Genomic DNA, 12,525 nt, shown 5'->3' with positions numbered 1-12,525 from the left:
GAGCTTCCCGTTTGTTATTATTGTCAACGATCCGGAACGAATGGCTGCCCCAGGGATGCCGGCGTGTTCATCATCGTCAGACGCTTGTTGCGCGAGATTAGAACGAGAACCACGACGGTTGCCAGATAGGGCAGAGAAGAAAGCATCTGCGAGGGCACGGGAATGCCAAAAGCCTGTGCATGAAGCTGGCCGATCCACACCGCGCCGAAGATGTAGGCGCCGGCCAGCACCCGCCACGGCCGCCACGAGGCGAACACCACGAGCGCCAGAGCGATCCAGCCGCGACCCGCGGTCATGTTCTCGACCCATTGCGGCGTGTAGACCAGCGACAGATGGCCGCCGGCCAGACCGGCGCAGGCGCCGCCGAAGATGACCGAGAGATAGCGGTAGCGGATGACCTTGATGCCAAGCGCGTGCGCCGAAACGTGGCTGTCGCCGATTGAGCGGAGCGTCAGGCCAGTACGCGTCTTGAACAGGAACCACATGACGGCGGCGGTCAGCGCGATCGAGATGTAGAAGATCGGATCCTGGCCGAACAGCAGCCTGCCCACGACCGGGATCGAGCTGAGGCCGGGAATGTCGAGATTGGGCAGCCTGACGCCAGGCTGGCCGACGAAGCTCGTTCCGATCATGCCGGAGAGGCCGAGGCCAAGCAGCGTCAGCGACAGGCCGGTCGCCACCTGATTGGTGGCCAGCGACAGCGTCATGACGGCGAACAGCAGCGAGAACAGCGCGCCCATGGCGATTGCCGCCAGAAGGCCGATCCAGGGCGATCCGGTCAGGTAGCCGGCCCCGAAGCCGCCGACCGCGCCCATGATCATCATGCCTTCGACGCCGAGATTGAGCACGCCGGAGCGTTCGACCACCAGTTCGCCGATCGCCGCGATCAAGAGCGGCGTCGCCGCCGTGGCGATGGTCAGGAGGATGTTGACGGTGATGTCCATCAGCGGGCTTCCTTCAACTTCGGCGCGGCTTCGAGCTGTGCCGCGCCCTGCGGCTTGGTCAACGCCAGGCCGATCAGGCGGATGCGGTAGTGGATGAGCGTGTCGCAGCCAAGCACGAAGAACAGCAGCATGCCCTGGAACACCCTCGCCACCTTGTCTGAAATGCCAAGCGCGCTTTGCACCGCTTCACCGCCGAGATAGGTCAGCGCCAGAACCAGGCCCGCGGCGACGATACCGAGCGGGTTGAGGCGGCCGAGGAACGCCACGATGATGGCCGTGAAGCCATAGCCGGGAGAAATCACCGGCTGCAATTGCCCGATGGCGCCGGAGACTTCCGAAATGCCGGCAAGGCCGGCCAGTGCGCCCGAAAGCAGGAAGGCGAAGAACACCATGCGGCTGAGACCGAAGCCGGCGAAGCGCCCTGCCCTCGGGCTGGAGCCCAGCACGCGGACCTCAAAGCCCTTGAGCATGCGGCCCATGAGGATCCAGATCAGCACCGCCGCAACCAGCGCGAAGACAAAACCCCAGTTGGCGCGTCCGGCGTCCGGCATCAGTTCCGGCAGGACTGCCGAATCGCCGAACTGGATCGTCTGCGGGAAACCATGGCCCTGCGGATCGCGCCATGGGCCGCGCACCAGCCAGTCGAGGAAGAGTTGGGCGACATAGACCAGCATCAGGCTGGTCAGGATCTCGTTGGTGTTGAACCGGGTCTTGAGCAAGGCCGGGATCGCCGCATAGGCGGCACCGCCGACCATGCCGAGCAGAAGCATCAGCGGCAGCACCAGCGGGCCTTCGAACTGAGGAAACAGGACCGGAATGGCCGAGCCGAAGATGGCGCCGAAAATGAACTGGCCTTCGGCGCCGATGTTCCAGATGTTGGCCTTGTAGCAGACCGACAGGCCGACCGCGATCAGGATCAGCGGCGCCGCCTTGATCGCCAGCTCATGCAATTGCCAGACCTGACTGATCGGCTCGATGAAGTAGATCCGGAACGCCGTCAGCGGATTGACGCCGAGCAGAGCGAACATGATGGCGCCGGCGATAATGGTGAGCGCGAAGGCGATGAAGGGTGACAGCATCGAAAACAGCGCCGAGCGCTGCGGGCGTTTGACGAGTTCAAGGCGCATCATGCCGTCTCCAGCGTATGTTCGGCGTGGCCCGGCTCGGCGCCGCCCATCAGCAGGCCGACCTTCTCGAAGGTCGCCTCCGCGATCGGCATCGGCTTGGACAATTCGCCATTGTGCATGACCGCGATCGCGTCCGATATCTCGAACAATTCGTCGAGATCCTGGCTGATCACCAGAACCGCCGAGCCGCTGCGCGACAGCTCGATCAAGGCCTGCCGGATATGGGCGGCCGCACCGGCGTCGACGCCCCAGGTCGGCTGGTTGACCACCATGACGCTTGGGCGGCGGTCGAGTTCGCGGCCGACGATGAATTTTTGCAGATTGCCGCCCGAAAGTGCGGCCGCTTCCGGATCCGGCGCGCTCTTGCGCACATCCATCGCCACGATGATGCGTTGCGCGGCAGCGTAGACGGCGCCGCTTTTGACCATTCCGCCAGCGCCGACAAACGCTGTGCCGTCGGTCGCGTGGCGCGACAGCAAAAGGTTTTCCGAGAGTTTCATGCGCGGCGCGGCACCATGGCCGAGGCGCTCCTCCGGTACGAAGGCGGCACCAAGCAGGCGCCGTCCGGTGATGGTGAGACCACCTGCATCCTTGCCCCGGATACGCACCGAGGCGGCATCCTGCTGCAAGACCTCGCCGGAAACGGATTCGAAAAACTCCCCCTGGCCGTTGCCGGCAACACCGGCAATGCCGATCACCTCGCCGGCGCGGACATTCAGGCTGATGTTCTTGAGCGGAATCGAAAACGGCGTCGCCGGTTTGCGGCTGAGGCCGCGGATCTCGAGCAGCGGCTGCGCGGTTTCGATCCCCTCGACCGGTGCACGCACCACCGCCTGCACCTCGTTGCCGACCATCATGCGGGCGAGCGAGGCTGCTGTCTCCTCGCGCGGATTGCAGTGACCGACCACCTTGCCGTGCCGCAACACGGTGGCGCGGTCGCAGATGCGTTTGACCTCTTCCAGCCGGTGCGAAATGTAGAGGATCGATTTGCCTTCCGCGCGCAGCCGCTCCAGCGTCTCGAACAGCTTGTCGGCTTCCTGCGGCGTCAGCACAGAGGTTGGCTCGTCAAGGATGATGAGCTGCGGCGTCTGCAGGAGGCAGCGGATGATTTCGATACGCTGGCGTTCGCCGACCGACAGGTCGCCGACCAGCGAGTCCGGATCGAGCGGCAGGCCGTAGCTGTAGGAAAGCGCCCTCGCCTTCGCGGCAATGCTGCTGATCGGCGAGCCGTCATCGAGCGACAGCGCGATGTTCTCGGCCGCGGTGAGCGCCTCGAACAGCGAAAAATGCTGGAACACCATGCCGATGCCGAGCTTCTTGGCGGCACCCGGGCTGGTGATGCGCACCGCCTGGCCGTTCCAGAAAATCTCACCGGAATTGGGCTCCAGCGAGCCGAACAGCATCTTGACCAGCGTCGACTTGCCGGCGCCGTTCTCGCCAAGCAGCGCGTGGATTTCACCCTTGGCGATGTTGAGATCGACATGATCGCACGCGGTCAGCGTGCCGAATATCTTGGTCAGGCCACGAACCTCAAGCAGGTTCGCCCCATCATGATCTGCACTCACAGTGCCTCCCATCTGGTTCGCCAGATATGTTCTGTGTTCCCGCAAGCATGGTAGGCGCCGCCGGCTCTCAACGCAAAGCGGCACGCGTCTTGAAAGAGCTTCAAGAATTTCAGCGGAAATTCAAGGGATAACAAGGCAGGCGTGACTAAGGAACGAGAATAGTCGTCCCCGTTGTCCTGCGGCCTTCGAGATCCGAATGTGCTTTGCCCGCATCCTTCAGCGCATAGCGCTGGTTGATCTTGATCTCGACGGCGCCGCTGAGAACCACGTCGAACAGCGCGGCTGCGGAGGCATCGAGGTCCTCGCGTTTTGCGTTGTAGACGAACAGCGTCGGCCTTGTGGCGAACAACGAGCCCTTCTGCGCCAAGAGCGACATGGAAAATGGCGGGATCGGTCCCGACGACTGGCCAAAACTGACGAACATGCCGAGCGGCCTCAGGCAGTCGAGCGAAGCCGGGAATGTGTCGTTGCCCACCGAATCGTAGACGACGTCGCATTTCCTGCCGCCGGTGATGGCGGCGACGCCGGCGACGAAATCCTGCTCCTTGTAGTTGATGACATGGTCGAAGCCGTGCGCCTTGGCGAGCTCGATCTTGTCGGTCGAGCTTGCCGTGCCGATCACGGTCGCGCCGAGATGTTTCGCCCATTGGCCGAGAATGAGCCCGACGCCGCCGGCCGCGGCATGGAACAGGATCGTGTCACCCGCTTTCACGTTGAAGGTCCGGCGCAGCAAATATTCGGCAGTCATGCCCTTCAGCATCATCGCGGCGGCCTGTTCGTCGCTGATACCATCCGGAATCTTGACGACCCGGCTGGCATCGATGACGCGTTCTTCGGCATAAGCTCCTGTCGTCACGGCATAGGCGATCCGGTCGCCGGGCTTCAGCCAATCGACGTCCTGCCCTACCTCCAGCACCACGCCGGCGGCCTCGCTGCCCGGAACAAGCGGAAAACCTCCGGGCGGCGGATAAAGACCGGAGCGATGATAGACGTCGATGAAGTTGAGCCCGATGGCCGTATGCCTGACCAGGATCTGCCCGGAACCCGGCTGGCCGGGATCGACGTCCTCATAGGACAGAACTTCCGGACCGCCATGGGCGTGGATACGGATCGCTTTGGACATGGATTGGGATTCCTCTGGCTGGTCAGGCCTTCTTGGCACCGAGATTTGGAAAGAACTGCATGATGCCGCCGATGCAGGCCAGATAAAGCCCGGTAACGGTAATGCCGATCTTGGTGAAAGTACCGACCTGTTCGCCCAGCACGCCGATCTGATCGTAGAAAGCTGCGAGAGCCGCCTGCGCAAGCGCGAGCGCGCCGAAGGCGCACCACAAAAGGGTCATTGTGAGATTGATGCGCCGCAGCCGCACCACCCGCACCGGATGGATGAAATTGATCGGGATGAAGGTCAGGATGCCAGCCACCACCACGACAGCGAACGACACCCATTGTCCCGGTTCGATGACGAACAGCGTGAACACCACCATGTTCCAGACCACGGGGAAGCCCTTGAAGAAATTCTCCTTCGTCTTCATGCCGGTGTCGGCATAATAGATCGCGCTGGAAACGACGATGATCGCGGCTGAAAGGAACGACAGGCCCTCGCCCATGAAGCCGCGCTGGTAGAGCGCGAAGGCCGGAATCAGCACATAGGTCACATAGTCGATAATGTTGTCGAGGAGTTCGCCCGACCAGGTCGGCAGGATTTCCTTGACCTCGAGCTTCCTGGCGATCGGCCCGTCGATGCCGTCGACGAACAGCGCCAGTCCCAGCCACCAGAACATTGCCGTCCAGCGCTCCTCGCTCGCCGCCACCAGCGACAGGAACGCAAGGAACGAGCCTGACGCGGTCAGCAGGTGGACGGAGAACGCCCTTGCCTGCGGCCAGGTGACCTTCTTCTTCGGTCGAGGAATCCGGTCCGCGATCTTCTTGGCGGCCTTTCTGGCCGTTGTGTTCTTGCTCACGGGCCCCGCCAATCCAGCTTGCAGATTTCGGCCGAGCGGCCAGCAAAATTCCAGTTGCGGCCAAAGGCCCGCATCTTGCTCTTGTCGGACCTCGCCACGATGATCTCCGGCGCGATCCAGTATTCGGAATTCGTGATCACCGTATCCTTCTCGCGATCCTTGCCGGCGATTGGCGTCACGGCGCCATCGATGATCTTCGGTATCTGGAAGATACGCGTCTTGTCCCGGGTCTCATAGGTGATCGGCGCCTGTTCCACACCCAGGAATTTTCCAACGAGGATCGACAGCAGCGACGTGGTCCCGCCCGCCTTGCCGGTGAAGATCTTCGTCAAGGCCTTGACCGCATAGATCGAGGCGCGTTTGTCGATGAACAAGCCGGCGGTCCAGTTGCCTCGGCTCATATAGCCGGGGATTTCCATGATCAGCCCAAGGTTGAGGGCTGACAGGTCGACCTCGCCGAAATGACCGGCATCGATACGGAAACCCGCCCAGGTCTGGCAATAGCCCTCGGTCGGAGGGTGACTGCCGAGCGACAGCACGCAAGGGCAAAAAACCGTGCAATTGCAGGAGAGTACGAGCTCTCCTTTCATTGCCCAGCCCTGATCTGTCATCGAATTTCCCCCACTGAAAGCGAGACTACTAGCAGCGCGGCTGCCCAGACAAGCAGTATCGCACCGGCCAGTCGGGTTGGAAGACTGCCCGTCATCTGTTTTTCAATCAGGGTGAACACGCCGATCAGCGCCATCCAGAAGATGTTCATCACGCCGACGGCGAACATCACCAGCATGAGCGCCCAGCAGCAGCCGAAACACCAGATGCCTTGCACGACACCGAGCCGGAAGACGCTGCCGGCTTTGGCGCTCCAGTTCGAAAACAGGATCGAGAACGGGTTGCGGCATTTCTTCAGGCAGGCCTCTTTGAGGCCGCTGAACTGATAGAGGCCAGCAACCAGCAATGCGAGCGCGCCGGCAATCCCAAGCACTGGATCGTAGATCTCGCTGGATGCGGCGACTGTGTGCACGCTGAGCGTCAGCGCCGAAAACAGCATCGAGGCAGCGAGCCAGACGCCGAGATAGCCGGCAACCAGCACCAGAGGATGAACGACCAGCTCGCCCTTGATCCGGGCTGTATCGGCGATCTCGCAATAGGTCCGGATCATCGGGGCCGCGGACGGCAGCATCGCGGCGATCGCCATCAGGAACCACATCACGACAAGCGCAACAGCGCGTAAACCGATGCTTGCGTCCAGCGGCGCCGGCGACAGGCAAAGCGCGAAGAACCGCTCCAGGAAATCGGGCAGCGGCAGCTGTGGCAGGCCGTGCAGGAGGGTGTCGCCGGGCGCGCCGCCTCGGACCTCGGCGCCGCGAATCGCCATCGCCCCCAGCAACAGCCAGGCGAATGCGATGCCGGCGCCGACGACGATGTTGACCGTCAAACGCGGGTTGCGCGCGACATTTGCCATGGCGCGGCCGGCGCGGTCGAGATGGCTGAAATCGTCCTGGTGGCCGGTCATGACACCCGAATGGGCCGAATCGCCGCGTTGATCAAGCGGCATGATCTGACCTATATGCCTATCCACTGGCAGGTCTGGTGACCCGCCTCGCATCATAAGCCGGAAGCCGATCTTGGAGCATCAGGAAACAGCGCGCATACTGATTGCCGGCACCGGGCCTGCGGGGCTGATTGCAGCGCTCGCTTTCGCCGATGCCGGCTTTCCAGTGACACTTGTCGGGCCCGAGGCGTCGGCCCCCGATGGCCGCACCACGGCGCTGATGAACCCTGCCCTGAAAGTGCTTGAGCGGCTTGATCTCCTCGAAGACATCAAACCCATGGCCGCGCCGTTGAAGGTCATGCGCATCGTCGATGCGACCAGCCGGCTGATCCGTAGTCCCGTCGTCACCTTCCGCGCCGCCGAGATCGACGAGGAGCAGTTTGGACTGAACCTGCCCAACAGCGTCCTTGGCCCGGCGCTTGCCGCCAAGGTGGCCGCGCATTCCGGGATCGAATGGCGCAGGTCGATGGTCAACGCCTGGCATCTCGGCGCCGACAAGGCCCGCGCCGATCTCGCCGACGGCAGTGAGGTTGGCGCGTCGCTGGCGGTCGCCGCCGATGGACGCCAATCGCCCGCCCGCGAGGCGGCGGATATCTCGACTGCCGCACGCTCCTACCCGCAAGCCGCGCTCGTGCTCAATTTCAGCCACAGCCGAGACCATGCCTTCACCTCGACGGAGTTCCACACCGAGACAGGCCCGTTCACCCAGGTTCCGCTGCCAGGCAATCGCTCAAGTCTCGTCTGGGTGGTTAAGCCCGAGACAGCCAAGGCGCTTGCCGCCCTGGATGACGCAACGCTTTCAATGCGGGTCGAGCAGCAGATGCAGTCAATGCTGGGTCGGGTCACCGTGGAACCGGGCAGGCAGATCTATCCGCTTTCGACCGTGACACCCCTGCGCTTCGCGCGAGAGAGGGTCGCACTTGTCGGCGAAGCCGCGCATGTGTTTCCGCCAATCGGTGCGCAAGGCCTCAATCTTGGCATCAGGGATATTGACGACCTGGTTGGTATTGCGAGCGAAAATCGTGAGGATCCCGGCGGGGCCAAGGCCCTTGCCGCCTACGATTTCAAGCGTCGCCCCGATATTCTGGCGCGCAGCGGTGCAGTCAATCTGCTCAACATGTCGCTGCTTTCCGACATGTTGCCGGCGCAGATCGCGCGGGGCGCTGGTCTGGGCGTGCTCGGCGGTTTTGCGCCGCTCCGCGCCTTCTTCATGCGCGAAGGGCTTCGTCCAGGCAGCGGCTTTGCAGCACTTGTGGGTGGCCTGCGAAAGCCGGCGCGGCAGCGGTAGCGATCTTGCGGACTTTATCGCGACATCGCGACATCAATCAAAACCTTTGCGCCGAATTCTGCGTAGCTTGAAGACGCTCAGACGCTTCAGGATTGAATTGACTCGGAGTCTGCGCCAAATAAAGTCAAGGAATTCAGTGGTGAGTACGATGAAAACGGCCAAATTCGCGATCGGACAGGTGGTTCGCCACCGGCTGTTTCCGTTTCGGGGCATCATTTTCGACGTCGATCCGCAATTCGCCAACACAGACGAATGGTACGAAGCCATCCCCGCCGACGTGCGGCCTCGCAAGGATCAGCCATTCTACCATCTGCTCGCCGAGAATTCGGAAACCGAATACATAGCCTATGTGTCCGAGCAGAATCTGCTCGAGGACCGGTCGGGCGAGCCCGTTCGCCACCCGCAGATCAAGGAGATGTTCGACAAGAAGCCGGATGGACGCTACGAGCCGAAACGGCAGTCCAGGCACTGACCGTCCGACACTCCAGCCGTCCGCCGGAAAATTCACGCCGGGAACGAAAAAAGCGGGGCATGGCCCCGCTTTTTCTTTGGCACCGGTCTTGGCCGGATGCCGGTGATCAGTTGGCGGTCTTCGCCTTGTCCTGCTCGTCCTTGAGCTTCTTGGCGAAGTCCTGGTTGTTCTTGGCCACGAAATCCTGGAGCTTCTTCTGCCGGTCCTCGATGTCCGACTGCTGCAGCGGCGGGCCGTCATAGGCGCCGCTGAAGCCCTGCAGCGCGATCTTGATCGGGTTGGCCTGGTTCTGGAAATTGATCGAGGTCAGCGTGATACCCTGACCTTTCTTGAACGAGGCGACGAGCTGGTCGGTCAGCGGCACTTCCGCCACGCAACGATCGGGGAAGCAGATGACATAGTCGAGCTTCTGCGCCTTGCCGGTGTCGATCTGCAGGCCGATGCCGGGAGGCACGAGGCGGCCGGTCGGCACTGTGACCTGGAATACCTTGCGGTTAACCTTGCCCTTGAGTTCGATCAGGCTGACACCGGTGACGAGCTGGCCGTTGCCGGCGGTGACGATGTTCTGGACGTTGCAGATATCGACGTCTTCCTGCTTGGTGCAGGCCTTGAACCAGCCCTGAGGTATCTGCTGCTGTTGCTGCGCGGAAGCCGCGGGAAGTCCTGCGCCCAGAAAGCCGATCACGCCAGCGGCCATGACCGACAGGCGGTACGCGTTGCTGTTCAGGCTCGTCATGTCGTGCATTTCCTCTCAAATGATCCCGGAACCGGCTTCTCTGCGCCGCGTGGTCCAGCTACCTGTTGCCGAAATGAGGCAACAGAATGACTTCGGACGGCGTGTTACACTGCAAGCGGTGCCGAATCCAGCCCGCTCACTTGTAATTCTTGATGACACCATTGGCCGGCACGCAGCTGCCTCATGCTAGGGTGCGCACCGAATCATCAAGCCGACCTGTTAAGGAGACGGTCATGGGCCGCGTTCTTGTTTGGCTGATCACCGCGATATCGTTTCTCACCCTGTCGCTGCCGGCGCTGTCGGAGCCAAGATACGCGATTGCCATGCAGGGCGAACCGGCCCTGCCGCCGGACTACGCGCATTTCAGCTACGTCAATCCCGACGCGCCGAAGGGCGGCAGCATCACCTATTGCGTCGTCGGCAGCTTCGACAACCTCAACCCTTTCATTCTGAAAAGCCTGCGTACGACCGCGCGCGGCATGATGGACACGATCTTCGGCAATCTGGTCTTCGAGCCGCTGATGCAGCGCAGCGCGGATGAGGCTTTCACGCTCTATGGGCTGCTCGCCGATACCGCCGACATGGACCCGGAGCGCAAGAGCATCGAATTCCATCTCAACCCAAAGGCCAAATGGTCGGACGGACAGCCGGTGACACCGGAAGACGTGCTGTTCACCTATGATGCCTTTACGCAAAAGGGCCGCCCACCCTACAGCGACCGCATGGCAAGGATCGCCAAGCTCGAAAAGACCGGCGACCACAGCGTGCGCTTCACTTTTAACGACAAGGCCGATCGCGAATTTCCCCTGATCATCGCGCTGACGCCGATCATCCCCAAGCATGCCTTTGACATGGACACATTCGACAGGACGACGCTGAAGCCGTTGATCGGCAGCGGACCCTACACGATCGCGCAGGTGACGCCCGGCCAGCGCATCGTCTTCAAGCGCAATCCGGACTACTGGGGCAAGGACGTACCCGCCAAGCGCGGCTTCGACAATTACGACCAGATCACCATCGAATATTTCCTCAACGCCAACGCCAAGCTCGAAGCCTTCAAGAAGGGCCTTTGCGCCATCGACGACGACGGTGATCCGGTGAAGCGCGAGCGCGATCTCGACTTTCCCGCCTTCCACAGGGGTGAGGTGGTTTCCGAAACTTTCGACACTGGCATCCCGCCTGTCGTGACCGGTTTCCTGTTCAACACCAGGCTGCCGAAATTCTCCAACCCGGTGGTTCGGCGCGCGCTCGGCATGCTTTACGATTTCGAATGGGCCAACAAGAACCTGTTCGGCGGCAAATACACGCGCACGATGAGCTACTGGCAGAATTCCGAGCTCTCCGCGCTTGGCCACCCGGCCGACGACAGGGAAAGGGCGTTGCTGGCCCCCTACCCCGGCCGCGTGCCGGCCGAAATCATGGACGGTACATGGAAACCGCCGGTCACCGACGGTTCAGGCCAGGACCGCAAGGTGCTTAAGGCCGCTTTCGATCTCCTGAAAAGCATCGGTTACCGCGTGCAGGACGGCATAATGCTCGATTCTGACGGCAAACCTTTCGGATTCGAGATCCTGACCGCTTCGCAGGACGAAGAACGCTTGGCCGGCATCTACCAGCGCACACTGGAAAAGATCGGCATCAACGTCAGCATCCGCAGCCTGGACGGCGACCAGATCCAGTCGCGCAAGCAACGTTTCGACTTCGAGGTGCTGGTCGGCTCGAGCGGCTTCAACAATTCCTTGTCCCCGGGCATCGAGCAGATCGGGCGTTGGTCGTCCACTGCGGCCAGGACCGAAGGATCGTTCAATCTTGCCGGTGTCGCCGACCCGGCAATCGATGCCGCGATCGACGCCATGCTGAACGCACACACCAAGGAGGACTATGTCGCCGCCGTTCGCGTTCTCGACCGGTTGCTGATCTCGGGCAACTATATGGTGCCGATGCAGTACAACACGCAGCAGTGGCTGGCGTACTGGAATTATCTGGAACATCCGCGGAAGACGCCCATATTCGGTTATCAGCTGCCGACATGGTGGCGCAAACCGAACTGAAAATCCGGAGATCGAGATGAGCGAAGCGAACGCCATAACCGTTGATGTGGTGTCGGACGTCGTCTGTCCGTGGTGCTTCATCGGTCAGAAGCGGCTGGACAAGGCGGTTGCCGCGGCCGGTGATGTAGATGTGCACATACGCTGGCGGCCGTTCCAGCTCGATCCGACCATTCCGCCGCAGGGCAAGGACCGCCGGGAGTATATGCTGGCCAAGTTCGGCAGCGACGAGCGCATTCGCGAGATCCATGCCCGCATCGAACCGCTTGGCGACGCCGAGGGCATTTCCTTTGCCTTCGATGCCATCAAGGTGGCGCCCAACACGCTGGATGCGCACCGCCTGATCCGCTGGGCTGGCGCCGCCAGTGAAGCGGTGCAGAACAGACTGGTCCGCCGCCTGTTCCAGCTGAATTTCGAGGAGGGCGTCAACATTGGCGACCATGCCGTGTTGGTCGAAGCCGCCCGCGAGGCCGGCATGGACGCATCCGTGGTGGCGACGCTCTTGCCGACCGACGCCGATGTCGAAGAGGTGCGCACCGAGATCGCCACGGCTTCGCGCATGGGCATATCAGGCGTGCCGTGTTTTCTGCTTGAAGGCAAATATGCCGTGATGGGCGCGCAGGACGTCGACACGCTGGCCGATGCCATCCGTGAGGTGGCGGCGGCCAAGGCCCGCGGCGAGCTGGACACAGTCGGCTGACCTGTCATTCCCTTCGCCTGCCGCGGAGACTTTTTCAGGTCATTGTTCGGCCTTTGGGACAGGGCCGTTGACACATTGTGACGGGCTGTTTTCCGGAATCTGGTTAGCCTGCAATGAAAAATCGGCAAA

At 62.0% G+C, this 12,525-nt stretch carries 12 protein-coding genes; 4 read left to right on the top strand and 8 right to left on the bottom strand.

The window, feature by feature from the left end:
- Nucleotides 1–23: 23 nt before the first annotated feature.
- The 7 genes from AC07SZ_RS27655 to AC07SZ_RS27625 all read right to left on the bottom strand — a co-directional run bounded on the left by AC07SZ_RS27655 (nt 24) and on the right by AC07SZ_RS27625 (nt 7,155).
- Entirely contained in the window at nt 24–944 is a 921-nt protein-coding gene (locus AC07SZ_RS27655; RefSeq protein ID WP_056577279.1) for an ABC transporter permease, read from the bottom strand.
- Complete coding sequence (locus tag AC07SZ_RS27650) at nt 944–2,074, bottom strand: ABC transporter permease (protein WP_494916741.1); 1,131 nt, start codon at nt 2,072–2,074, stop codon at nt 944–946. The genes AC07SZ_RS27655 and AC07SZ_RS27650 overlap by 1 nt, the downstream gene beginning before the upstream one ends.
- The gene (locus AC07SZ_RS27645; protein ID WP_494916739.1) at nt 2,071–3,648 is read right to left on the bottom strand and encodes an ABC transporter ATP-binding protein; all 1,578 of its coding nucleotides are present in this window, start codon (nt 3,646–3,648) and stop codon (nt 2,071–2,073) included. The genes AC07SZ_RS27650 and AC07SZ_RS27645 overlap by 4 nt, the downstream gene beginning before the upstream one ends.
- 133 nt (nt 3,649–3,781) lie before the next feature.
- Nucleotides 3,782–4,759, bottom strand: coding sequence for a quinone oxidoreductase family protein (locus AC07SZ_RS27640; RefSeq protein ID WP_172373781.1), 978 nt, complete (start codon nt 4,757–4,759; stop codon nt 3,782–3,784).
- 22 nt (nt 4,760–4,781) lie between these two features.
- Nucleotides 4,782–5,600, bottom strand: coding sequence for a phosphatidylcholine synthase (pcsA, locus tag AC07SZ_RS27635; protein ID WP_056577267.1), 819 nt, complete (start codon nt 5,598–5,600; stop codon nt 4,782–4,784).
- The gene (locus AC07SZ_RS27630) at nt 5,597–6,211 is read right to left on the bottom strand and encodes a DUF1326 domain-containing protein (protein ID WP_494916736.1); all 615 of its coding nucleotides are present in this window, start codon (nt 6,209–6,211) and stop codon (nt 5,597–5,599) included. Before AC07SZ_RS27630 ends, pcsA begins: the two co-directional genes overlap by 4 nt.
- Complete coding sequence (locus tag AC07SZ_RS27625; RefSeq protein ID WP_494916735.1) at nt 6,208–7,155, bottom strand: DUF2182 domain-containing protein; 948 nt, start codon at nt 7,153–7,155, stop codon at nt 6,208–6,210. Before AC07SZ_RS27625 ends, AC07SZ_RS27630 begins: the two co-directional genes overlap by 4 nt.
- 70 nt (nt 7,156–7,225) lie before the next feature.
- Here AC07SZ_RS27625 and AC07SZ_RS27620 point away from each other — a divergent pair, with 70 nt between their 5' ends.
- Together AC07SZ_RS27620 and hspQ are read left to right on the top strand one after the other, a co-directional pair.
- A complete protein-coding gene (locus tag AC07SZ_RS27620) occupies nt 7,226–8,440 on the top strand; it encodes a UbiH/UbiF family hydroxylase (RefSeq protein ID WP_494916733.1) in 1,215 nt (404 codons plus the stop codon).
- A 148-nt stretch (nt 8,441–8,588) separates the two neighbouring features.
- Entirely contained in the window at nt 8,589–8,912 is a 324-nt protein-coding gene (hspQ, locus tag AC07SZ_RS27615) for a heat shock protein HspQ (protein WP_056577259.1), read from the top strand.
- Nucleotides 8,913–9,018: 106 nt separating this feature from the next.
- On the opposite strand, the gene AC07SZ_RS27610 is transcribed toward hspQ, so the two are convergent.
- Nucleotides 9,019–9,648, bottom strand: a complete 630-nt coding sequence (locus AC07SZ_RS27610; RefSeq protein ID WP_140773822.1) for an invasion associated locus B family protein — start codon at nt 9,646–9,648, stop codon at nt 9,019–9,021.
- Nucleotides 9,649–9,881: 233 nt separating this feature from the next.
- Here AC07SZ_RS27610 and AC07SZ_RS27605 point away from each other — a divergent pair, with 233 nt between their 5' ends.
- Nucleotides 9,882–11,699 carry an extracellular solute-binding protein gene (locus tag AC07SZ_RS27605; RefSeq protein ID WP_056577256.1) on the top strand — a complete coding sequence of 606 codons (1,818 nt, stop codon included), beginning with the start codon at nt 9,882–9,884 and terminating at the stop codon, nt 11,697–11,699.
- A 16-nt stretch (nt 11,700–11,715) separates the two neighbouring features.
- Nucleotides 11,716–12,396 carry a DsbA family oxidoreductase gene (locus AC07SZ_RS27600; RefSeq protein WP_494916731.1) on the top strand — a complete coding sequence of 227 codons (681 nt, stop codon included), beginning with the start codon at nt 11,716–11,718 and terminating at the stop codon, nt 12,394–12,396.
- The last annotated feature ends 129 nt before the right edge of the window (nt 12,397–12,525 follow it).

The organism is Mesorhizobium sp. GW821-FHT07A06, from assembly GCF_059419085.1.
Note: the sequence above shows the minus strand (reverse complement) of the source record. Positions and strands in the feature narration are given on the sequence as shown.

Bases quoted from the DNA above. Each gene is read 5' to 3' on its own strand.
- AC07SZ_RS27655 (WP_056577279.1), bottom strand. From the start codon at position 944: ATGGACATCACCGTCAACATCCTCCTGACCATCGCCACGGCGGCGACG.
- AC07SZ_RS27650 (WP_494916741.1), bottom strand. From the start codon at position 2,074: ATGATGCGCCTTGAACTCGTCAAACGCCCGCAGCGCTCGGCGCTGTTT.
- AC07SZ_RS27645 (WP_494916739.1), bottom strand. From the start codon at position 3,648: ATGGGAGGCACTGTGAGTGCAGATCATGATGGGGCGAACCTGCTTGAG.
- AC07SZ_RS27640 (WP_172373781.1), bottom strand. From the start codon at position 4,759: ATGTCCAAAGCGATCCGTATCCACGCCCATGGCGGTCCGGAAGTTCTG.
- AC07SZ_RS27630 (WP_494916736.1), bottom strand. From the start codon at position 6,211: ATGACAGATCAGGGCTGGGCAATGAAAGGAGAGCTCGTACTCTCCTGC.
- AC07SZ_RS27625 (WP_494916735.1), bottom strand. From the start codon at position 7,155: ATGCCGCTTGATCAACGCGGCGATTCGGCCCATTCGGGTGTCATGACC.
- hspQ (WP_056577259.1), top strand. From the start codon at position 8,589: ATGAAAACGGCCAAATTCGCGATCGGACAGGTGGTTCGCCACCGGCTG.
- AC07SZ_RS27610 (WP_140773822.1), bottom strand. From the start codon at position 9,648: ATGACGAGCCTGAACAGCAACGCGTACCGCCTGTCGGTCATGGCCGCT.
- AC07SZ_RS27605 (WP_056577256.1), top strand. From the start codon at position 9,882: ATGGGCCGCGTTCTTGTTTGGCTGATCACCGCGATATCGTTTCTCACC.
- AC07SZ_RS27600 (WP_494916731.1), top strand. From the start codon at position 11,716: ATGAGCGAAGCGAACGCCATAACCGTTGATGTGGTGTCGGACGTCGTC.